This is a genomic window from Arthrobacter sp. TE26545, from assembly GCF_056279005.1.
In genome coordinates this window covers 1,835,667-1,855,111 of the sequence record NZ_JBWBQM010000001.1, presented here as the reverse complement: position 1 = coordinate 1,855,111, position 19,445 = coordinate 1,835,667, and the positions used below count along the sequence as shown (strand labels likewise).

General features: G+C 68.0%; 20 protein-coding genes. 12 read left to right on the top strand and 8 right to left on the bottom strand.

Translation table 11 applies throughout. The features are described 5' to 3' along the window. The first annotated feature begins 69 nt into the window (after positions 1-69). Genes ACZ9CK_RS08250 through ACZ9CK_RS08230 form a run of 5 tightly spaced genes read left to right on the top strand, consistent with a single transcriptional unit; the run spans position 70 to position 4,402 of the window. Positions 70-1,212, top strand: a complete 1,143-nt coding sequence (locus ACZ9CK_RS08250; protein WP_476049735.1) for a LolA family protein — start codon at positions 70-72, stop codon at positions 1,210-1,212. Further along, complete coding sequence (locus tag ACZ9CK_RS08245) at positions 1,209-2,186, top strand: ABC transporter ATP-binding protein (RefSeq protein WP_476049734.1); 978 nt, start codon at positions 1,209-1,211, stop codon at positions 2,184-2,186. The genes ACZ9CK_RS08250 and ACZ9CK_RS08245 overlap by 4 nt, the downstream gene beginning before the upstream one ends. A gap of 4 nt (positions 2,187-2,190) precedes the next feature. Then, positions 2,191-3,078, top strand: coding sequence for an ABC transporter permease (locus ACZ9CK_RS08240; protein ID WP_476049733.1), 888 nt, complete (start codon positions 2,191-2,193; stop codon positions 3,076-3,078). Positions 3,079-3,119: 41 nt separating this feature from the next. Next, a complete protein-coding gene (locus ACZ9CK_RS08235; protein WP_426303333.1) occupies positions 3,120-3,740 on the top strand; it encodes an L-threonylcarbamoyladenylate synthase in 621 nt (206 codons plus the stop codon). Then, on the top strand, positions 3,737-4,402 hold the full coding sequence (locus ACZ9CK_RS08230) for an alpha/beta hydrolase family protein (RefSeq protein ID WP_476049732.1): 666 nt from the start codon (positions 3,737-3,739) through the stop codon (positions 4,400-4,402). The genes ACZ9CK_RS08235 and ACZ9CK_RS08230 overlap by 4 nt, the downstream gene beginning before the upstream one ends. A 39-nt stretch (positions 4,403-4,441) precedes the next feature. Here the strand turns inward: ACZ9CK_RS08230 and hrpB are convergent, their stop codons facing one another. Next, complete coding sequence (hrpB, locus tag ACZ9CK_RS08225; RefSeq protein WP_476049731.1) at positions 4,442-7,081, bottom strand: ATP-dependent helicase HrpB; 2,640 nt, start codon at positions 7,079-7,081, stop codon at positions 4,442-4,444. A gap of 263 nt (positions 7,082-7,344) precedes the next feature. On the opposite strand from hrpB, the gene ACZ9CK_RS08220 reads away from it, so the two are divergent. The 7 genes from ACZ9CK_RS08220 (at position 7,345) to ACZ9CK_RS08190 (ending at position 10,963) form a co-directional block, all read left to right on the top strand. Then, positions 7,345-7,515 carry a hypothetical protein gene (locus ACZ9CK_RS08220; protein WP_426303330.1) on the top strand — a complete coding sequence of 57 codons (171 nt, stop codon included), beginning with the start codon at positions 7,345-7,347 and terminating at the stop codon, positions 7,513-7,515. Positions 7,516-7,596: 81 nt separating this feature from the next. Further along, positions 7,597-7,854, top strand: a complete 258-nt coding sequence (locus ACZ9CK_RS08215; RefSeq protein WP_426303329.1) for a DUF6458 family protein — start codon at positions 7,597-7,599, stop codon at positions 7,852-7,854. Positions 7,855-7,938: 84 nt separating this feature from the next. Continuing rightward, the gene (locus tag ACZ9CK_RS08210; RefSeq protein WP_476049730.1) at positions 7,939-8,628 is read left to right on the top strand and encodes a DUF1206 domain-containing protein; all 690 of its coding nucleotides are present in this window, start codon (positions 7,939-7,941) and stop codon (positions 8,626-8,628) included. Then, the gene (locus ACZ9CK_RS08205; RefSeq protein ID WP_476049729.1) at positions 8,546-8,767 is read left to right on the top strand and encodes a DUF1206 domain-containing protein; all 222 of its coding nucleotides are present in this window, start codon (positions 8,546-8,548) and stop codon (positions 8,765-8,767) included. Before ACZ9CK_RS08210 ends, ACZ9CK_RS08205 begins: the two co-directional genes overlap by 83 nt. 8 nt (positions 8,768-8,775) lie before the next feature. After that, on the top strand, positions 8,776-9,732 hold the full coding sequence (locus ACZ9CK_RS08200) for a DNA topoisomerase IB (RefSeq protein WP_476049728.1): 957 nt from the start codon (positions 8,776-8,778) through the stop codon (positions 9,730-9,732). Positions 9,733-9,800: 68 nt separating this feature from the next. Continuing rightward, positions 9,801-10,409: a cysteine hydrolase family protein gene (locus tag ACZ9CK_RS08195; RefSeq protein ID WP_426303326.1), complete on the top strand. Its 609-nt coding sequence runs from the start codon at positions 9,801-9,803 to the stop codon at positions 10,407-10,409. Between the two features lie 89 nt (positions 10,410-10,498). After that, complete coding sequence (locus ACZ9CK_RS08190) at positions 10,499-10,963, top strand: SRPBCC family protein (protein WP_426303325.1); 465 nt, start codon at positions 10,499-10,501, stop codon at positions 10,961-10,963. A 66-nt stretch (positions 10,964-11,029) separates the two neighbouring features. Here ACZ9CK_RS08190 and ACZ9CK_RS08185 read toward each other — a convergent pair whose 3' ends face one another. From ACZ9CK_RS08185 to ACZ9CK_RS08155, 7 genes are all read right to left on the bottom strand, one after another. Continuing rightward, on the bottom strand, positions 11,030-11,272 hold the full coding sequence (locus ACZ9CK_RS08185; RefSeq protein ID WP_476049727.1) for a hypothetical protein: 243 nt from the start codon (positions 11,270-11,272) through the stop codon (positions 11,030-11,032). A 386-nt stretch (positions 11,273-11,658) separates the two neighbouring features. Continuing rightward, on the bottom strand, positions 11,659-12,306 hold the full coding sequence (locus ACZ9CK_RS08180) for a D-sedoheptulose-7-phosphate isomerase (protein ID WP_476049726.1): 648 nt from the start codon (positions 12,304-12,306) through the stop codon (positions 11,659-11,661). Positions 12,307-12,460: 154 nt separating this feature from the next. Continuing rightward, on the bottom strand, positions 12,461-14,308 hold the full coding sequence (ggt, locus tag ACZ9CK_RS08175; RefSeq protein WP_476049725.1) for a gamma-glutamyltransferase: 1,848 nt from the start codon (positions 14,306-14,308) through the stop codon (positions 12,461-12,463). 65 nt (positions 14,309-14,373) lie between these two features. Next, on the bottom strand, positions 14,374-16,002 hold the full coding sequence (locus tag ACZ9CK_RS08170) for an ATP-binding cassette domain-containing protein (protein ID WP_476049724.1): 1,629 nt from the start codon (positions 16,000-16,002) through the stop codon (positions 14,374-14,376). Then, positions 15,995-16,822: an ABC transporter permease gene (locus ACZ9CK_RS08165; protein ID WP_476049723.1), complete on the bottom strand. Its 828-nt coding sequence runs from the start codon at positions 16,820-16,822 to the stop codon at positions 15,995-15,997. The genes ACZ9CK_RS08170 and ACZ9CK_RS08165 overlap by 8 nt, the downstream gene beginning before the upstream one ends. Next, positions 16,815-17,756: an ABC transporter permease gene (locus ACZ9CK_RS08160; RefSeq protein WP_476049722.1), complete on the bottom strand. Its 942-nt coding sequence runs from the start codon at positions 17,754-17,756 to the stop codon at positions 16,815-16,817. Before ACZ9CK_RS08160 ends, ACZ9CK_RS08165 begins: the two co-directional genes overlap by 8 nt. 13 nt (positions 17,757-17,769) lie before the next feature. Beyond that, positions 17,770-19,320 (bottom strand): ABC transporter substrate-binding protein, encoded by a 1,551-nt coding sequence (locus tag ACZ9CK_RS08155; protein ID WP_476049721.1) that lies wholly within the window; start codon positions 19,318-19,320, stop codon positions 17,770-17,772. Positions 19,321-19,445 lie beyond the last annotated feature (125 nt).

The window sequence follows — 19,445 nt, the reverse complement described above, 5'->3', positions numbered from 1 at the left end:
GGAGTACTCTGGAAGCATGGCCACCGCCGCTGGCGTGTGGTCCGGTCACGGGTGGTCCGGGAGGTTGCCATGACCCGTACGTGGTGGCGCTGGTTGCCGGCCGCACTGGTCCCTGCAGTCCTGACGGCCGCGGCTTTGGCCGGTTCGTACCAAGCCGGGGCAGCCGTCAGCCTCCCGCAGAAGTCGGCCGCGGAGATCATTGCCATGATGGGCCATTCGGATGTCCGCGCCCTGTCTGGAACACTCCGCCAGACATCTGAACTGGGGCTTCCGCAACTCCCCGCGGCAGGACCCCTCCCTTCTGCCCGGCAGGGTGCCAGCGAGGGCCTTGGTGCCGTGATCGAACTGCTGGGCACCCCGCACACCGCCCGGATCTACCTGGATGGACCGTCGAAGGTCCGGTTGCAAATCATGGACACGCTCGCCGAGCGGGACGTCGTCCGCAACGGGAGCGACCTCTGGCTCTACAACTCGGCGGACAACAGTGCGGCCCACATCACCTTGCCGGACGCCACGGCACCAGGAACCCGCCTACTTCCCGGGAACGCACCGGCTGGCCACGACCCGAAAACACCGGGAACAGAGACACCGGGAATAGCGACTCCTGAGGCCCTCGCCCAGCGCTTCCTCGCCGCCGTCGACCCCAGCACCGACGTGACGGTCGGCGACGCAGCCATCGTGGCTGGCCGTACGGCCTACCAATTGGTCCTCAGGCCACGCAGTACGGAGACCTTGGTCGATTCGGTGACTGTCGCCGTCGACTCCGCCTCCGGCCTGCCGCTCGGAATCCACCTGCGGGCGCGGGGACAGGCCGCCCCCGGGTTCTCGTTCGTGTTCAGCGACATCAGCCTTGCGGCCCCCGAATCGTCCGTGTTCACTTTCACGCCGCCGCGGGGTGCCTCGGTGGAGGAGAAGACAAGTCCACCCATGGCTCCGGTTCCGGGCACCAAACACCCCGTTCCCGGGATGCAGCCCGCTGCGGCCCAGCCCACCCTCACCGGCAAGGGCTGGGACGCGGTGGTGGGCTTCCCCGCAGGAATGGTTCCTGCCGACGTCCGCTCCGCTCCTGCGCTCGCCCAGCTCACGCAGGCCGTGCCCGGCGGCCGGGTCCTCACTACCAGCCTGGTGACGGTCCTGATGCTCGACGACGGACGGGTGTTCGCGGGAATGGTGCCGCTTGAGCGGCTGCAGGCCGCGGCCGCCCCACAATGAACGACACTTCCGGGTCAGTTGGACTGGCGATAGAGAGTGACGGCCTGAGCAAGCGCTTCGGCCACCGCTCCGCCGTCGACTCCATCAACCTCGCCGTTCCGCGGGGTTCCGTTTTCGGCTTCCTGGGCCCCAACGGCTCCGGGAAGACCACCACCATCCGTTTGCTGCTTGGCCTCGCCGCCGCAACAAGCGGCGAGATCCGGGTCCTTGGCAGGCCCATCCCGGCGGGTTTGGCGGCCGTCCTGCCGGAGGTCGGCGCCCTGGTGGAAGGACCGGCGTTCTACCCTTTCCTCTCGGGAGCCGCGAACCTGCGCAGGCTGGACTCCGCGGACCGTCACGCCCCGCGAAGCACGCGGGCCGCACGCGTCGATGAGGCCCTGGAACGCGTGGGGCTGTCCCACGCCGCCGGCAAGAAGGTGCGCGCGTACTCGCTGGGAATGAAACAGCGCCTGGGAATCGCCAATGCCCTGTTGCGGCCCCGCGAGCTGCTGGTCCTGGACGAGCCCACCAACGGCCTGGATCCCCAAGGAACACGGGAGGTCCGCAGCCTGGTGCGATCGCTGGCCGCCGGCGGCACCACGGTGTTCGTCTCCAGCCACCTGCTCGCCGAAGTCGAACAAATGTGCACCCATGTGGGTGTCATGAGCGTCGGCAAGCTCGTGGCCCAGGGCACGCTTCGTGAGCTGCGCGCGGCCGGGACGGCCAGGATCATGCTGCGTACACCGGATGTTGCCGCAGCGGCCCGCGTCCTTTCAGGCCTGGGCCTGCAAACCGATCCGGCAGGGGTTTTGCGGGGTGCAGACCATGGCGGGCTGTTCAGCACCAGTCCCCGGGGCCACGAGGTGGCGCCGGAAGATATCGTGGCCGCCCTCGTGGCGGCCGGCGTGCGGGTGCAAGGCTTCAGCGTGGAAGACGCCAGCCTCGAAGAGCGCTTCGTTTCCCTGACCGGAGAGGGGTTCGACGTTGCAGGATGAAGCCGTGGCGGCCGCACGGGAAGCTTCGACTCCCGGTTCCCCCGGGCCCGCATCTGCGGCGGCGGGAGCGGGCTCGGGTTCGTGGGCGCTCCTGGCGTCCGAACTCTCAGTGCTGTTCCGGCGGCTCCGCACTTGGGCCATGCTGCTCGCCCTCGCGGCGATTCCAATCCTCATAGCCACGGCGGTCCGGCTCAGCTCACATCCTGTAGCACCGGGACGTGGCCCGGCATTCCTGGACCGCATTTCCCAGAACGGGCTCTTCGTGGGCATGACGGCACTCCTGGTGTCCGTGCCGCTGTTCCTGCCCATCACGGTAGGTGTCGTTGCCGGCGACACCATCGCCGGAGAAGCGAACCTCGGCACCCTCAGGTACCTGCTGGTGGCCCCCGCCGGCCGCGTCCGGCTCCTGCTCATCAAGTACGCCGCCGCGGCCGTCTTCTGCCTGGCTGCGCCGGTGACCGTCGCCGCCGTCGGCACGTTGGCCGGCGTCGCGCTCTTCCCGGTGGGGCCGGTGACGCTCCTCTCGGGGGACACCGTCGACGTCGGCGAGGCCCTGCTGCGCTCCCTGCTGATCGCCGCATACATTGCGGTGTCACTCCTGGGGCTTGCCGCAATCGGCCTGGCAATCTCGGCCTTCACCGACATCCCGGTAGGTGCCATGGCGGCGACAGTCGTGCTGTCAGTTGTGTCCCAGGTGGCCGACAACCTGCCGCAACTGGAGTGGTTGCATCCGTGGCTGTTCAGCCATTACTGGCTGGGTTTCGCCGATCTGCTGCGCCAGCCAATCTCCTGGACGACGTTCGGCGACAACGCCCTGCTGCAGGCGGGCTACATCCTGGCCGCCGGCGCCGTCGCGTACGGCCGGTTCACCAGCAAGGATGTCCTGTCCTGAGATGTCCTGTCCTGAAGGGCTGCCTGCCGTAAGCTCGGGGAATGGCCAGATTCTTCGACGTCCACCCGCAGGACCCCCAGCCGCGCTCGGTCTCCCAGATTGCCGAAATCGTGCGGTCGGGCGGTTTGATCGCCTACCCCACGGACTCGTGCTACGCCCTTGGAGCCCAGCTTGGCAACAAGGACGCCTTGGACAGGATCCGCACGATCCGCCAGCTCGACGACAAGCACCACTTCACCTTGGTCTGCAAGGATTTCGCGCAGTTGGGCCAGTTCGTGATGATCGACAACGACGTCTTCCGCAGCATCAAGGCCGTGACGCCCGGGAGCTACACGTTCATCCTCCCGGCCACCAAGGACGTACCTCGCCGGATGATGCACCCGAAGAAGAAGACCGTGGGCGTGCGCATTCCCCGGCACAACTTCGTCCATGCCCTCCTCGCCGAACTCGGCGAGCCCCTGTTGTCCAGCACCCTCCTGCTGCCCGGCGAAGACGAACCCCTGACCCAGGCTTGGGAGATCAAGGAACGCCTGGACCACGTGGTGGATGCCGTCGTTGAGGCCGGGGATGTCGGCGCAGAGCCGACCACCGTGGTCGATTTCTCCAGCGGCGCCGCCGAAGTGGTGCGCCGCGGTACCGGCGACCCGTCGAGGTTCGAATGAGCACGGCTGAGGAGGCCATCAGCATCGAGGTGGACGGCACGCCCGTCTCTGCCCGGTACGCCCGGCCGGAGAACCCGTTCGCCACGGTGCTCGTGGCGCACGGCGCCGGCGCGGGTATGGATCATCCGTTCATGGGCGGCTTCGTGCGGGCCTTGAACGACGACGGCGCTGCCACCTTGCGCTTCAACTTCCCCTACCGCGAGGCCGGCAGGAAGTTTCCGGACCGCCCGCCCCTGGCGATCGCCACGTGGCGGGCGGCCATGGCCGAAGCACAGGCGCGCTCGGCCGGCGAGCCGCTCTGGGCGGCCGGCAAGTCCTTCGGCGGCCGCATGGCGTCGATGGCCGTGGCCGACGGCATGCACGCGGCCGGGCTGATCTACCTTGGCTACCCCCTGCACCCGCCCGGCAAGCCGGACAAGCTGCGCGACGAGCACCTGTACGGGATCACCGTGCCCATGCTGTTCCTGCAGGGCACCAAGGACACCTTCATGACGCCGGAGGTATTGGAAGGCGTCGTCGCAAGGATCGGCCCCAATGCCGTGCTGGAGTGGCGGGAAGGCGGCAGGCACACCTTTGAGGTGGCCGGGGTAAAGCGCAGCGCCGCCGAGCTGGGCGCCTCGCTGGCCCCCTCCGTGAGCGCCTTCATCCGCCGGAATAGTTAGCTCCGGCGCGGCTCCGGCCCGGCTCCGGCGCGGCTCCGGCTAGGCCCGCGGCTTGGCCCGGGCCGTGGCGGGCGCCGTCCACGGGTCCTCGGGCCAGGGATGCTTCGGGTAGCGGCCGCGCATTTCGGCGCGGACCTGGGCATAGGGGCCGGCCCAGAAGGATTCGAGATCGTCGGTCACTGCCAGGGGCCGGCGCGCCGGTGAGAGCAGGTGGAACAGCACGGGCACCCGCCCGGCGGCTATCCTCGGCGTGCCGGCCCAGCCGAAGCATTCCTGCAGCTTGACGGCAACCACTGGCCGGCCGCCGTCGGCCTCCGCCTCCGGGTAGTCGATGGCGACCCGGGATCCGCTGGGCACCTCCAGGCGTTCCGGCGCAAGCTCCGCGAAGCGGGCGGCCTCGGGCCAGGGCAGCAGGCGACGCAGCCCCTCGGCGAGGTCGATCCCGGCGGCCGGGGCGCCGCCGGCCAATGCTTCCAGTTCCGGGGCGAGCCAATCTTCCAGACGCGCCAGGAGCGCCCGCTCGGAAACCTCCGGCCAGGGCGCACCGATTTCACGGTGCAACAGGGCCATCCTGCGGCGCAATGCATCCGCCGCAGGCGACCACCCGATCGTCGCCAGGCCTTGGGCTTCCAAGGCCCTGGCGACGGCGGCGCGACCTTCCGCCGGGGTGGGCCGCACGGGCGTGGAGGACAACACGATCGCCCCAAGCCGGCGCTCCCGGCGGGCTGTCACCTTGCCTTTCGCGAAGGTGGCGTCCACCGCGTCCTCCAGCAGATGGGCGGCGGCGGCTTCCGCAGCCTCGGCGGGAATGGGCGCTGCGGAGCGGATGACCGCCCCGGTGCCTGCTGCGTCCCGCCCCGTTGCCCGGGAAACCTCGGCGACGGCGAGCCAGTCGTGCCCGGACAGCCGACTGCCGGCGGGCAGACCGGCCCGGGTTCCGGACGCCAGCAGATACTGCGGCGCCCCGTCACCCGGGACGCGCCGCGCCACCCGGTCCGGGTACGCGAGGGCCACGACGAATGCCACTGCTTCCTTCCCCTCCGGCACCGCTTCGAATGCACCCCGCAGGGTGGAAGCGGCGACGGCGGCCGACTCCTCCCGCGCGAGTGCCTCCAGCCGGCGGACGTCGTCTGCCCAGCGCTTCGAAGCCGGGTCCGCTCCTTGCCGCAACGCGGCCAGGAGCCCGGGAAGGTCGGCCCCCGCGGCACGCTGTTCCCCGGCGACGAGCGCAACAGTTTCGGCGGCGGCGCGATTGCCCACCACGGCGGCCCCGTCCAGCAGCGCCCGCGCCAGCCGGGGTTCCGCCGGCACGGTGGCGAGGACCCGGCCCAGGGCGGTGGCGTGCCCGGCAACGTCCACAGCGCCGATTTCCCGCAGGACTTCCACGGCTTCGTCCATGGCCAGGCGGGGCGGAGCGTCCGGAAGCGCAAGCCCTGCTCCCCCGGGTGCACCCCAGCAGGCCAAGGTCAGGGCGGCGCCGCTCAGCTCAGCAACGGCGATTTCCGGCGTACGGTGCGCCGGCGCCGCGGCAAAGGCCTTTTGTTCGTAGCAGCGGACCACGGTGCCGGGTCCCTGGCGCGCCGCCCGGCCTGCGCGCTGGTCCGCCGAGGCCCGGGAGCAGGACACCGTGACCAGCCCGGACATGCCGCGGCCGGAATCCCGGCGCGGTTCCCGGGAAAGGCCCGCGTCGACCACGAGGCGGACACCGGGTACGGTCAGCGAGGACTCGGCGAGCGCCGTGGACACAATGATCCTGGCGGGCCCTCCCGGCTCCCTGCCCGAGACAGCCCGGTCCTGGGCCGCCGGGGTGACCTGGCCATGGAGTTCCAGGATCTCCACCCCGGCCGCCCTCTGGCGGAGGCGGTTCGCGACGTGCCCCACCTCGCGGACGCCGGGCAGGAACACGAGGGCGTCCGTTCCGGGTTCGGCGGCAACGGCAGCGGAGTGCGCGGCGATTGCCGTGTCGGCCACGTGGTCCAGGAACCCCGGGGTGACCCCGCGCCCGTCGAGGCGGGGAACGGGCGCCGGTGCCCACACGGTTTCCAGCGGGTACAGCGCGGAGGGGCAGTCGACCACGGGAAGCGGGCCGCCGTCGGGCCCGGCGAGCAGGGCCGCGAAGCGCGGGGCGTCCAGCGTGGCGGACATGGCCACCAGGCGGAGATCGCCGCGGAGTTCACGTACTTCAGCCAGCATGCCGAGTAGCAGGTCGCTCTCAAGGCCCCGCTCATGGACTTCGTCGAGGACCACCGCATCGGTGCCTTCCAGCCCGGGATCGGCCAGCAGCCGGCGCACCAGGATTCCGGGGGTGACGAACTCGACGGCGGTCCGCGGCCCCGCCTGCCGCTCCCCGCGGACGGTGTATCCCACGAGTTCCCCCAGCCGGCTTCCGTGGAGGGCGGCGAGCCGCCGGGCCGCGGCCCGGGCAGCAACGCGCCGGGGCTGGATCGCGACAACCCTGGGTGGCCGGCTCCCCGCAGCGCAGAGCCCGGCCAGCAGGGGCGGGACCAGGGTGGTCTTTCCGGTTCCCGGCGGCGCCTGGACAACGGCGGCCGAGCCTGGCTCGGTGAGCGCGGCCGCGAGATCCGGCAAGGACCGGGCAAACACGAGGCCCGCGCCGATGCTTTCGAGGTCGAAGATGGCCTGCGTGCCGGCCTTGCCGAGGGGGAACGGTGAAGTCACCCATCCATTGTGGACGCCAGAGGCTCACCCTCAAACTTGATAAGCATGCTTAGTAATGGCATCATGTGAGTTGTGGACGGCTTGCCGTACGGAAACAGAAAAAACGGACGAACAGGACAAAGAAGCGGTACGGCCGTCACTGACCATCCTTGGGACGATGCGGGGGCGCCCTGCGAGGGTCGCAGCGCAGCAATGCGCAACTGCTGAATAACGCGCGCGGAAGCGGTGCAATTCCGGTTCCCGCCAGGAAAGGAACGTCCATCATGAATACCCTTCTAATCGTTGCTGGTGTCATCGCTATTGTTCTTTTGCTCGTCGGCGGCTTCACGCCGGCCCTGAATTTCCTGCTGTGGGTCGGAATCATCCTCCTGGCCATCGCGGCCATCGGCTGGCTCCTCAGCTACACGAACGGACGCCGGTCGCACGGCGTATGACCCACCGCGCCCGGGAAACCACCGAACAAGCCCGCCCCGGGCGGTAACCGCACGAAGGAGCCGACACAGGAAGGAACGGACATGTACATAGGTTCATCGATTTTCCTCATCGCGCTTGGCGCCATCCTCGCCTTCGCGCTTACCCCGGGATTGGTCCCCTTCCTGGACCAGCAAATGACCGGCTACATCCTGATGGTTGTGGGAGTCATCGGTCTGATCGCTTCGCTGATCTGGGCGGGCCCACGCCGCCGGCTCCGGACCAGTGAGAGCCGGCAGTCCGTTGATCCAGGAACGGGGGAAGCGGTCACCCGCAGGGAAACCCGTGACACCGGCCTCTGACACCGGCCCCTGAATCAGGCAAAGTCAACACCGCGGCTCCCGCCCATCAAGTGGCGGGGGCCGCGCCATGGACAGGAGCGCACCGTGAACAAGGGCGCAAACAAGGCAGCAAGGGCCGCCGTCAAGTCCGCCGAAGCCGCAAGCAACTCCCGGACATTGGAGACCGCGGCCAGGGCGGGCTTCGCCGCGAGCGGCGTGCTGCACGTCCTCGTTGGCGCCATCGCTTTCCAACTGGCCCGCGGACTGAACGGCGAGGCCGACGTCGGCGGTGCGGTCGCACAGTTGGCCGCACGGCCCGGCGGCCCGTTCCTGCTGTGGGCCTGTTTCTCGGCCTGCGCCGCCTTGGCCTTATGGCAGGCCGGGAACGCGGTGTTCGGCAAGCCCTCGGCGCACGCAAAGCCCCTCACCGCCCGCGTCAGCGCTTCGGCACAAGCCGTGGTGTTCGCCCTCCTGTCGGTCACGTTGCTCTCCTTCGCCCTCGGCAGCGGGAAGAGCAACAGGGAGTCCAGCAGCGACCTCACGGTGGCACTGATCCGCACGCCCTCGGGCGTGGTGATCCTGCTCCTGGCGGGGGCAGCGATCATCGGGGCCGGCATCTTCTTCGCGGTCCGCGGCGTCCGCGCTTCCTTCCGCAAGGACCTGTTCCTTCCCGGCGAGGCGGTTCCGCGGCGGGTAGTGCTGACTGCCGGGGTTGCCGGCTACGCCTCCAAGGGATGCGCCCTTCTTCTGGTGGGGACTTCTGGTCATCCTCGCCACCCTGCGCCAGCAGCCTGAACAATCAACGGGTCTCGACGGCGGGCTCAAGGCACTGCGCGAGCAGCCCTATGGACCCTATCTCCTCGCGGCGCTCGCCCTTGGCCTGGTCTGCTACGGCTGCTTCCTGATCCTGAAAGCCAAGTATGCGCGGATGTAGCAAGCGCCATGCTGCGGCTTAAGCGCAGCGATCCTTCCCTCCCGGGCATCCGACGGCGGCGGGCCGGCCGGGGATTCAGCTACCGGGACTCCAGGGGCGCACCTGTCTCCGACGCGGACCGCGAACGCATCAGCGGCCTTGCCATACCCCCCGCCTGGCGGCAGGTATGGATCTGCCCTTTCGCCAATGGCCACATCCAGGCCACCGGGATTGACGACGCCGGCCGCCTCCAGTACATCTACCATCCACGCTGGCGGGAGAGGCAGGATGCCGAAAAGTTCGCCCGTGCCGCCCGGCTGGGCCAGGCCATGCCACGGCTCCGGAGAACCGTGGCGCGGCACCTGCGGGAAGCGCGGTCCCCCAGGACCCGCACGCTCGCTGCTGCCGTACGGCTCATGGATCTGGGGGCGCTGCGGATCGGCGATGAGAACTACCGGAAAAAACACGGATCGTACGGCCTGACCACCATCCGCTGCAGCCATGTGTCCATCCGCGGCGACTCGCTCCAGCTCAGGTTCCCGGGCAAGAGCGGCCAGCCATGGGAATGCACCCTCACGGACCACCGCCTTGCCGCCTTCCTTGCACCCCTGGCAGGCAGGGCACCCGACGAAGTGCTGCTGGTGTTCGAGGAAGGAGGGACTTGGAACGCCGTGGAGCCCGGGATGCTCAACGACTACATCCGACGCGCCGCCGGGGACGGTTTCACGGCCAAGGATCTGCGGACCTGGAAGGGAACCCTGACTGCGGCAAAGGCCCTGATGCGGACTGCGGCGGACGTTCCCGCGCGGGTGGCGCTGGCGAAGGCCTTCGGAGAGACCGCCGCCTTGCTGGGCAACACGGCGGCAGTGGCCAGGGATGCCTACGTCGACCCACGGCTCGTGGCAGCCTTTCGCGACGGGAGCCTCCGCAAGGTCAGGCCCGGGGAGGCTGCCCTTGCACGGTTCCTGGCCGCCGACGGGGACTGATCGTTGACTGGCCGGGCCTTGGCTTGCGTGACGCGGACTGCCGGCACCGGCTTGGAAAGGAGGACACAATGATCGCCGTGCTTGTCATCGACATGCAGAACGCCTATTTCGAAGACCCTGTGCTCGCCATGCATCGCGAGAGGATCACCGCCGCGTGCAACACGTTGATCGCAGCGGCTGCTTCCCACGGGGTTCCCGTGCTCCTGGTGAAGACCGAGCATGAACGGGACCGCTCCACTTGGACCCTCAACATGCTCGACGACCAGCAGGGATTCATTTACCGCGGTAGCACCCAGGCTGATTTTGTCGCAGGGTTACTCATCTCCGGTCTGCCCCGGCTCACCAAAACGCGCGACAGCAGCTTCATCGGCACCGACCTCCTGTGGCGCCTGCGCAACTGGCAGGTCGAAACCGTCGTGCTGGCGGGTGTGTCCGCCCATAACTGCATCGCACAGACTGCGGCGGATGCTTTCGCGCACAATTTCCGGGTGGTGCACGCACTGGACGCCATCGCGGGAAACGATCCCGGCTCGCAGGCACTGACTCAGGAGCTCCTTGCCCGCGAATACCGGCAGAAGATGTTGCCGCACCGGGAGATCGCGGCCCTCTTTGCCGGAGAACCGATGCGTCCGGCCGCGGGCCCCAAGGAGGGCTTTGCGTTTCCCGGCAGCACTTGAACCGTCCCGTGGATGGTCCTAGCGTGGAAATGAGGCCTATGGCCCTTGAGCCGTCCAGGGCCAGACCGGGATCGCAGGAGGGATCTGCAATGGCCACTGTTCACGAGTCAGTACGCGTCAACGTGCCGCTTGCGCGGGCCTATAACCAGTGGACCCAGTTCGAGGAGTTCCCGCACTTCATGAGCGGCATCGAATCAGTCCGCCAGGTCGATGAGGCTCTGGTCCACTTCATCGCCGGGTTCGCAGGGGTTCGCCGGGAATTCGATGCACGGATCACCACCCAGGTGCCCGATGAACGAATCGCGTGGGAAAGCGTGGATACCCCGCACAACAAAGGCGAGGTCACCTTCCATGCTTCCAGCCCCACCGAAACGGAAGTCACGGTGGACCTTGACTGGGAGCCGGAATCGCCCGCCGAACGGGTGGGCGCGGGTGCCCACCTCGACGAGCGCCTGGTGAAGAAGGACCTTCAGAAGTTCAAGGAATTCATCGAGCACCGGGAAGTGGAAACGGGTGCATGGCGCGGAAGCATCACGGAAGGACACGTTGACTGATGCGACCGGGTGGCCCTGCCTCCGGGGAGGCAGGGCACTGTCCGGTGGCGCACGGCCGCCGGGCGGCTAATCGCTGGGGCTCAGTTTCGTGGTCAGACGGCGGTTGTCCCGAACCGCGTCATCGGCTTCCTCCGCCGGCCCGCTGGGATCCTTCGAACCCGCAGTTCCGGGTTGGCCAGTCGATTCGCCGCCCAGGTTGCGCGGCGGGGCGGCGTCGGTTTCGCCGCTCTTCGCCTTCTCTTCATCCGCGTCCCGCGGCACGGGGTGCGCCGGATTCCGAATGCCGTCATGGACCAAAGATGCGCTCATGCGCTTCATTGTTCTTTCCTCCTCAGGCCGGGGGCTCCGGGGGGCGGATCCACCGGCCACCCCGGCAGCGCGGCAATTTCCATTCCTCCGGGCATTTCCCACCCGGAAGCAAGGCGACACCGGGATCCGCCCGGCTCGTTTTCAGAAGTCCCGTTTTCTGAAGTCCCGTCCGACAGAGGGCGAAGGGGGTTCCTCATTGCTGTGCTTCCTTCTTGCGCTGCGTCTTCCCGCCGTCCCAGTCCGGACCATTGCCCCTGCGGGCACCGGCCGCGTGCGACGCCGCAAACGCCGCCGGCTGGGCGCCCGGGTGCAGGCGCTTATGGAAGCAACGCTTCACCGGAAAATAGTTGCGCGGGTATCTCATCGCCTGCGGACCATCGCGATCCTCATATCCGCCCTTCCTTCCGGAAGCGCTCCACCGCGGCATCGAAGCAACCGCATAGCGCGTGGATGGCGATCAGGTGGGCCTCCTGGGTGTGGGAAGCATCCGTGTTGATGCAGATCGCTTCGTCGGCCGCGCCGGCGAGGGGGTTCGGCGAAGCGCCCGTCAGCGCCCAAACGGTTGCACCCGCCTTGTGTGCGGCTTCCGCGGCCGCGAGGAGGTTCGGGCTGTTCCCGTTGGCGGACAGGAGGAGAAGCACGTCCCCGCTGCGTATGTGCCCGCTGACCTGGCGGGCGAAAACTTCGTCGTAGCCGTAATCGTCGCCGATCGCGGTAACGGCGGAGGTGTCGGCAGGCAATGCGATCGCCGGAAATGCCTGCCTGTCCTGCACGTGGCGCCCCACAAGTTCGGCGGTGAAATGCTGCGCCTCGGCCGCGTCTCCCCCGTTACCCGCGGCAAGTACCTTTTTCCCCGTCACCAGCCGGCGGGCAAGTTCTTCGCCCCATTCGGCAAGCCTGGACGATTCCCGCCGCAGCGACGCCACGGCGGGCCCCACTCGGCCCAGGTGCTCCAGCACGACATCCACGGCTTCCTGCGGGAGCTCCTCGACGACGGGCTCCGGGTTCCGCCTCCGGTCAATGACCACTTTCATGACGTCCCTCCGATTGCCTGCAGATTCCGCCAAGGCACACCGGTTGTGCCTCTTGCTGGACACACTTCCAGCGAAGCAGAGCCACCGCAGCAATTCAAGGACTTTTAGTAAGTTTGCTTAGTTTTTTGCCGGCTCCGGGCGGACGCCACAGTTGCTACGGCGAACGCGTCACCACCATGGCCGAGCCGCCGCCGCGCCGCTTCGGCTCCGCGGCGGCGAGCAGGCTGCCGTCGGGCAGGAACTCGATGGCGGTGGCCGCACCGATCTCCGCTGCCGACGTGAAGGCGTCACCGGAAGGCACCAGGGTGTGGCCGAATGGCGCCAGCCGGTCGCCGTACGCGGTGATGAACTCCGGTTCCGCCGTGACGTTGGCCGTGTTCCGTTGGGCGGCCCGCGGCGCCGCAATGGCCTCGGGGGTGCTCATTGCGCGGTCCACCCGGTTCAGGATGGTCTGCAGCACGGTGGTGATGATCGTGGAGCCGCCGGGCGAACCGAGTGCCAGGAACGGCTGCCCGTCCTTGAGGATGATGGTGGGCGACATCGACGAACGTGGCCGCTTGCCGGGGTCGATCCGGTTCGGGTCATCGGCCTTGTAGACGGTGGAGAAGTCGGTCAGTTCGTTGTTCAGCAGGAAACCGCGGCCGGGAACAACGATGCCCGAGCCGCCGGTCTGTTCGATCGTGAGAGTGTATTCGGCCACGTTGCCCCACTTGTCGGCGACCGTCAGGTTGGTGGTGGAAATGTTCTCGGTGTCGCGGTCCTCCGCGGTGGCCGCGGCGGCGGCCGGGCAGGCGCCGTCGTACGCCGTCACGTCGCCGGGGCCGACGGGCTTCACGGCCGCGTGCAGCGGATCTATTTCGCAGGCGCGCTCCTTGCCGAACAGCTCATCGGTGAGGGCCGACGTCGGGACCTGGACGAAGGCGGGATCGCCCACATACTTTCCGCGGTCGGCAAAGGCGAGGGCGCTCGCTTCCAGGTAGTGGTGGAGCGCGTTGGCGGTGGGCATGTGACCCATGTCGAAGGTGCCCAGGATGTTCAGTGCCTCGCCGACCGTGGTGCCGCCGCTGCTGGAGGGTGCCATGCCGTAGACGTCCAGGCCCCGGTAGTTCACGTGGCTCGGCGCCTGGTCCACGACGCGGTAGGCGGCAAGGTCCGCGGCGGTCAGCTGGCCGGCCGGGACGGGAAGTCCGGTGGTGGCGGTCTTCGGCGGGGACTGGACGGTGCTGGCGATCTCCCCGGCAAGCGCCCCGCCGTAGAAGGCCCCGGTGCCCTGCTCGGCGAGCAGCCGGTAGGTGTCGGCGAGTTCGTGGTTCTGGAAGATGCTCCCGACGGCGGGCGCGTCCCCGCCGGGGAGGAACAGCTTGCTTGTGGAGGTGAAGGCCCCGAAGCGAAGCTTGTTGTCGAGGGTCTGCTGGCGGAAGGTCCGGTCCACCACGAAGCCGCGGGTGGCCACCTTGATGGCGGGCTTGAGCGCCTCGCCCAGGCGAAGCGTTCCCCACCGCTCCAGGGCCCGTTCCCAAGTGGCCGGGGTGCCGGGGACGCCGACGGATACTCCGCTGGTGACCAGCTCGGGGGTGAAGCGGTAAGGACTGCCTGCGGGATTTTGCGGTGTGACCGTGGCGGGATCGATGAAGGCGTCGTGCGGCATGGCGGCCGGCGCGGTCTCCCGGCCATCGATGGTGCCTACCTGGCCGCTCTTCGCGTCGTAGTACACGAAGTAGCCGCCCCCGCCGATGCCGGCGCTATACGGTTCGGTCACGCCGAGGGTCGCCGCCGCCGCGACGGCGGCATCGGCCGCATTGCCGCCCTTGCGCAGCACCTCGATGGCCGCAGCCGAGGCCTCCGGATCGACGGTGCTCACCGCTCCCCCGTATCCGGTGGCGATAGCTGTTTTGTCCGTTGCCCGCGGGTCCGCGGACGCGGGGCTGAAGACGGCTCCGCTCGTTGCGCTTAAGGCCAGAACCGCCGTGATGGCAGCCAGTCGACGTCGCATTTCAGGCATGGTCGCTCCCTGGGGATCGGTGCTGGTGAGGTGGCGCCAACCCTACCCCGGGTGCCGGGACGGTCTCAATGGCCTGACGGTTCCACCGCTCCCGGGTTCGATGCTGCTTGCATGCCGGTGATCTTCTTCAAGTGCAGGCCCTTGCAGGGAATCGAGGCCTCCACCAGTGCCCGGCTGTGTTCGTGCTTCGGGTTGGCGAAGAAGGCGGCCGTCTCCGCGAGTTCCACCAGGGCTCCCTGGTACAACACGGCCACTCGTTGGCACATATGCCGGACCACGTCCATGTCGTGGGTGATCATCAGCAGGCTCAGCCCGCGGTCCCGGTGCAGCCGGCGCAACAGGTCCAGGATGGTGCGCTGGGTCAAAGCGTCCAGTGCGGAGGTGGCTTCATCACAGATGAGCACCTGCGGCTCCAGCAGCAGGGCCCGTGCAATGGTGGCGCGTTGCAGCTGGCCTCCTGAACATTGCCCGGGACGCCTGTCCAGCAGGAGGGCCTCGAGTCCAACCTCGGCCATGACCTCCTCAACGCGCCGTCCGCGTTCTTCAGCCGTGAGCTCGGAGCGCAACAAGGGCGCTTCCAGGCTGGCCCGCAGGGTCATGCGGGGGTCGAAAGAGCCGTGCGGTTCCTGGAAGACGAGCTGCACCGCCGTGGTAGCGCCGTGCGTGCCCTTCGGAAGGTCCCTGTGCAGGGCGATGGTTCCCCGGTCAGCCTTCTCCAGGCCGACAATCAGCCGTGCGAGGGTGCTCTTCCCCGAACCCGACTGGCCTAGGACACCGAGGATCTCGCCCCTCTTCAGCCCAAGGGAAACATCGGCCAGGGCCGCTTTGCTTCGCCTGCCCGGGGAGAAGCTCTTCCCGACCGCCCTCACGGCAAGCATGTCCGCTTCCTCGCGGCGCGGGGCAGGCACGTCCACGGGCTGGAGGTTGGAGGCGTCCAGCAGCGCCCGGGTGTAGGCGGCCCGCGGGCGTCCGAGGACTTCCCGGGTGGGGCCGGCCTCAACCAGGCGGCCGGACTCCATCACCAGCACACGGTCCGCGAAAGCGGCAACGGATGCGAGGTTGTGGGTGATGTACAGGATGCCCAGGCCGCGTTCAGCACGTTCCCGGTCCAGCAGTTGCAGGATCTGGCGTTCCAGCACTTTGTCCAGGGCCGACGTCGGCTCATCCGCCAGCAGGAAGTCGGGGCGCCCGGCCAGCGCCAGGGCGGTCATGGCACGTTGGGCCATGCCTCCGGACAGTTGGTGGGGGTAGCAGCGGGCGCCGGCCCGGGGATCGCGGAATCCCACTTCGGCCAGGAGCCCCAATGCCTTCGCCCGTGCCTGTGCGCCCCTCAGCCCCGCGTGGAGCCGCAGTGGTTCCAAGAGGTGCCGGCCGATCCTCCGGTTCGGATTGAACATCCGCTTGGGTTGCTGGAAGAGCATGCCAATTCGGCCGCCGCGGATCTTGTCCAGCTCCGTTTCCGGAACGGTGGTGAGTTCGGTGTCGCCGAGCCGGATGGATCCGGACTCGATAGCCAGCCGGGCGGGAAGCAGGCCCAAGACCGACATTGCCGTCATGGTCTTGCCGGATCCGGAGCCGCCGACCAGTGCCACGAATTCGCCCGGGGCCACGGACAGGCTGACTCCGTCCAGGACGGGCCTGCCCGGGCCGCTGTTGCCGACCCGTAGGTCTTTGATGACAAGCTGCTCAGGCATGGGCCTCCTCCCGTGCCGCAGGTACCGCAGCCTTCTTCGATGCCCGCTGGCCGATCAGGGTCACGCACAGGGCCACGATGAAGATCGCAAGGCCCGGCGCGACGATGCCCATCGGAGCCCGTTCAACGTAGGGCTGCGCGGCCGCCAGCATCGACCCCCAGTCCGATTGCGGCGGCTGCACGCCGAGTCCCAGGTAGGACAGGGCGCCGACGCTGATAAGCAGTTGGCCGAACCTGAGCGTCGCCTGGCCGAGCAGCGGGGCTGCCAGATGCGGGAGGAGGTGGCGGAAGACAATGAACGACGGCGGGCAGCCCAGCACGCGGGCTGCCTCCACGAAGCCGCGGGCCGAGACGTCGTACGCCAGTGTGCGGGCAAGTCGGGCAAAGGGGGTCCAGCCGGTCACGGTCAGGGCAGCCAGCAGCGGCCAAAAACCTGTGCCCATGGCCGCCACGATGAACAGGGCCACCACCATTTCAGGGAGCGCGAGCAGCACGTCGTTAGTGCGGGTGAGGAACTCGTCGAGCCAGCCCCGGCGGCGCGCGCTGGCCACCCCGATCACGGTGCCGAGCACCGCGGTTAGCACGGTGGCAGCCGCCGCCATGCTCATGGAGAAGCGGCCGCCGTCGAGCACGCGGCTGAGGGTGTCCCGCCCGAGGTGGTCCGTTCCGAGCCAGTGCTCCGGCCCCGGAGGGGCAAGCCGGAGCGCAAGGTTCTGCGCGTCGGGTGCGTAAGGCACCAACAGGGGTGCCGCGGCAACCGCCAGGACGGCGAGCGTGAGGACTGCCAGGGCGGCGCGGTCGATTGTTATCCGCTTACGCAAGGCCGGCACCTGCCTGCGGACTCAGGACACGGTGGACGAAATCGGCGAGGGTGGTGATTCCGACGGCCAGGGCCACCACCACGACCACCCCTCCTTGGGCCAGCGGGATGTCGCTGTTCACCACGGCGTCGTAGAGGAGACGGCCCATCCCCGGCACGGCGAAGATCACCTCGACGATGACGGAACCGCCTAGCAGGCCGGCGAACCACACGGCGAACAGCGTGGAGAGGGGAACAAGCCCGTTGGGAATGACGTGGCTGAGTACGGTGCGGGCCTTTCCCAGCCCCCGGGCCCGGGCAGCGAAGACGTGGTCCGAGGAAAGGGCTTCGATCATTCCCGAGCGCACGGCGGCCGTGAAGTAGCTGACGGGGCGCAGCGCAAGTGTCGCCGCGGGAAGGACCACCGAAGAGGCGTCGTTCCAGCCTGCCGAAGGTAGAACTTCTAGTTTCAGGGCGAAAACAAGGACCAGCATCGGTGCTAGCCAGTATTCGGGCATGGCGATGAAGGACTGGATCACGGTGGTGATCAGCCTGTCCGTCCGGCGGCCTTGCCTGAGCGCCGCGGCCGTCCCCAACGGCAGGGAAACCAGTGTCGCCGTCGCCAGCGCGGCGGCAACGAGGCTCAAAGTCACGGCGAGTGCAGGCATGACCTGTTCCACCACGGGGGTGCGGCTCACATAGGACAAACCCATGTCTCCGGAGAAGAAGCCGCCCAGCCAACGAAGGTACTGGACGAACAAAGGGTCGTGCAGGCCCAGGCTCATGCCCAGGGACTCGACCGTCGAGCCGTCAACCACGTCCCCGGCAACACGGGACCTGATGATCTTCCGCACCGGATCACCCGGGGTGACGTATGGAATCAGGAACACCGCGAACGAGGACAGGAGAACGGCAGCCACGAGGGTCGCCGTCCTCCTGGTCATGAATTTGATCATCGTGGCAGCACTGCTAGGAGCCGGACTTCGCAGTCTCTGCGGTCAGGACGTACCGGGCAAGCGGGTCCTGGACGTAGGACTGGACATCGCTGCGCACGGCATCGGTGGCCTGCTCGTTCACGAGCCACAGGTTCACTGCCTTCTCGTCGAGGATCTTTCCGGCCCGGGCATAGAGCTTGTAGCGTTCCTCGTTGTTACCGGTCTGTGCCGCCTCAGTAATGATCCGGTCGTACTCTGCGTCGCAGAAATGGCTAAGGTTGTAGCTTCCTTCGCAGCTGTAGTCGGCCGTCAGGAAGCCGACCGGATCGGCGATGTCGATCAGCCGGTTCCGCTGGCTGAGCAGCATGTCGTACTTGCCGGCCAGGACATCGGGTTCGGCCGCGGCGTATTCCTTGCTCTGGATCGAGACGGGGATGCCGATCTTCCTGAGGTTTTCCTGGACCACCGTGGCAACGTCCGCGAACTCGGCTCGTTCCACGATCGCGATGATCTCCAGGGGCCGCCCGGCGGTGTAGCCGGCCGTGGCCAGGAGCTTCTTCGCCGCTTCCAGATCCTGTTTGGGCGGAACGGCGCCCTCGATGGCCCACGGCTCGGACGGCGCAAACGGTCCCGACGCCGGCAGGGCAGCGCCTTCGTAGACGCTCGCTGCGAGGGCATCGAGGTCAAGGGCCGCGCGGAGGGCCTTCCGGACATTGACGTTGTCCAGTGGCTTGCGCTTGTTGTTCAGGTAGAGCGTTGCCGTGCGCGGCGAGTCGGCTTTGAGTACCTTTACGTCCTTGGCACTTTCCAGGGACGGCAGGCTGGAAACGGGGATGGACAGCGAGATGTCCGCTTCGCCGGTCTGGATCTGGGCGGCGCGGGTGGCGCCGTTGGTGATGAAGCGTACTTCGGCGCCGGCGAGCCGGACCTTGCCGCCCCAGTAGTTTTCGTTGCGGTCAAGGGTCAAGGACTGCTTGGGTTTCTCGGACACCGGGGTGAAGGGTCCGGTGCAATGGCCGAAAGGATCCACGGAACTGTCCTTGTAGGCTGCCGGCGCCAGGATTCCGGTGTTGACGCTCGCTACCCGGTACGGCACTAAGGGACTTTCCGTGGGAGTAGACACACGAACCGTGCGTGCGTCGATAACCTTGACGCTGCTGATGACCTTTTTGTTGAAGGCGCGGGCCGGGACTTCGGCCTCAAGCACGTGCTTCAGGGAAGCTGCCACGGCGTCTGCGGTGAGGTCCGTACCGTCCTGGAACTTCACGCCCGCGCGGAGGGTGAAGTCCCATTCCAGGGCCGAAACCTGCTTCCAGCTGCTCGCGAGGAACGGGACCACCTTGCCCTGTGTGTGGTCGTACTTGGTCAGGGTCTCCAGGCATCCCGAGAGGGAAAGGATGTAGGCGGCGTCTGATTCGGGCGCCCAGTCGGCGACCGGGGCCCTGAAGTTGTCCACAACGATCCGCTGGTCCAGGTCCGCCGCCTTGCCGGCGTCGCCGCCCTGGCTGTTGCCGAGACCGCAGCCGCCGAGAGCAAGCACCGCCGCCACGCCGATGGCCGCACGGGACCCCTTGATTAGTCGCAAAAGAAACCGCCTACATAGCTTGCCCGGGGCATAGACACCGGGCGCACGAAAGAACAAAGACTATTTAGGTTAGCCTTACCTCGGCGAAATCGCGCAGCCGGGATGCCTGTGCGGGAGTAACAATT

Bases quoted from the DNA above. Each gene is read 5' to 3' on its own strand.
- ACZ9CK_RS08250 (WP_476049735.1), top strand. From the start codon at position 70: ATGACCCGTACGTGGTGGCGCTGGTTGCCGGCCGCACTGGTCCCTGCA.
- ACZ9CK_RS08245 (WP_476049734.1), top strand. From the start codon at position 1,209: ATGAACGACACTTCCGGGTCAGTTGGACTGGCGATAGAGAGTGACGGC.
- ACZ9CK_RS08235 (WP_426303333.1), top strand. From the start codon at position 3,120: ATGGCCAGATTCTTCGACGTCCACCCGCAGGACCCCCAGCCGCGCTCG.
- ACZ9CK_RS08230 (WP_476049732.1), top strand. From the start codon at position 3,737: ATGAGCACGGCTGAGGAGGCCATCAGCATCGAGGTGGACGGCACGCCC.
- ACZ9CK_RS08220 (WP_426303330.1), top strand. From the start codon at position 7,345: ATGAATACCCTTCTAATCGTTGCTGGTGTCATCGCTATTGTTCTTTTG.
- ACZ9CK_RS08215 (WP_426303329.1), top strand. From the start codon at position 7,597: ATGTACATAGGTTCATCGATTTTCCTCATCGCGCTTGGCGCCATCCTC.
- ACZ9CK_RS08200 (WP_476049728.1), top strand. From the start codon at position 8,776: ATGCTGCGGCTTAAGCGCAGCGATCCTTCCCTCCCGGGCATCCGACGG.
- ACZ9CK_RS08195 (WP_426303326.1), top strand. From the start codon at position 9,801: ATGATCGCCGTGCTTGTCATCGACATGCAGAACGCCTATTTCGAAGAC.
- ACZ9CK_RS08190 (WP_426303325.1), top strand. From the start codon at position 10,499: ATGGCCACTGTTCACGAGTCAGTACGCGTCAACGTGCCGCTTGCGCGG.
- ACZ9CK_RS08185 (WP_476049727.1), bottom strand. From the start codon at position 11,272: ATGAGCGCATCTTTGGTCCATGACGGCATTCGGAATCCGGCGCACCCC.
- ACZ9CK_RS08180 (WP_476049726.1), bottom strand. From the start codon at position 12,306: ATGAAAGTGGTCATTGACCGGAGGCGGAACCCGGAGCCCGTCGTCGAG.
- ggt (WP_476049725.1), bottom strand. From the start codon at position 14,308: ATGCCTGAAATGCGACGTCGACTGGCTGCCATCACGGCGGTTCTGGCC.
- ACZ9CK_RS08170 (WP_476049724.1), bottom strand. From the start codon at position 16,002: ATGCCTGAGCAGCTTGTCATCAAAGACCTACGGGTCGGCAACAGCGGC.
- ACZ9CK_RS08160 (WP_476049722.1), bottom strand. From the start codon at position 17,756: ATGATCAAATTCATGACCAGGAGGACGGCGACCCTCGTGGCTGCCGTT.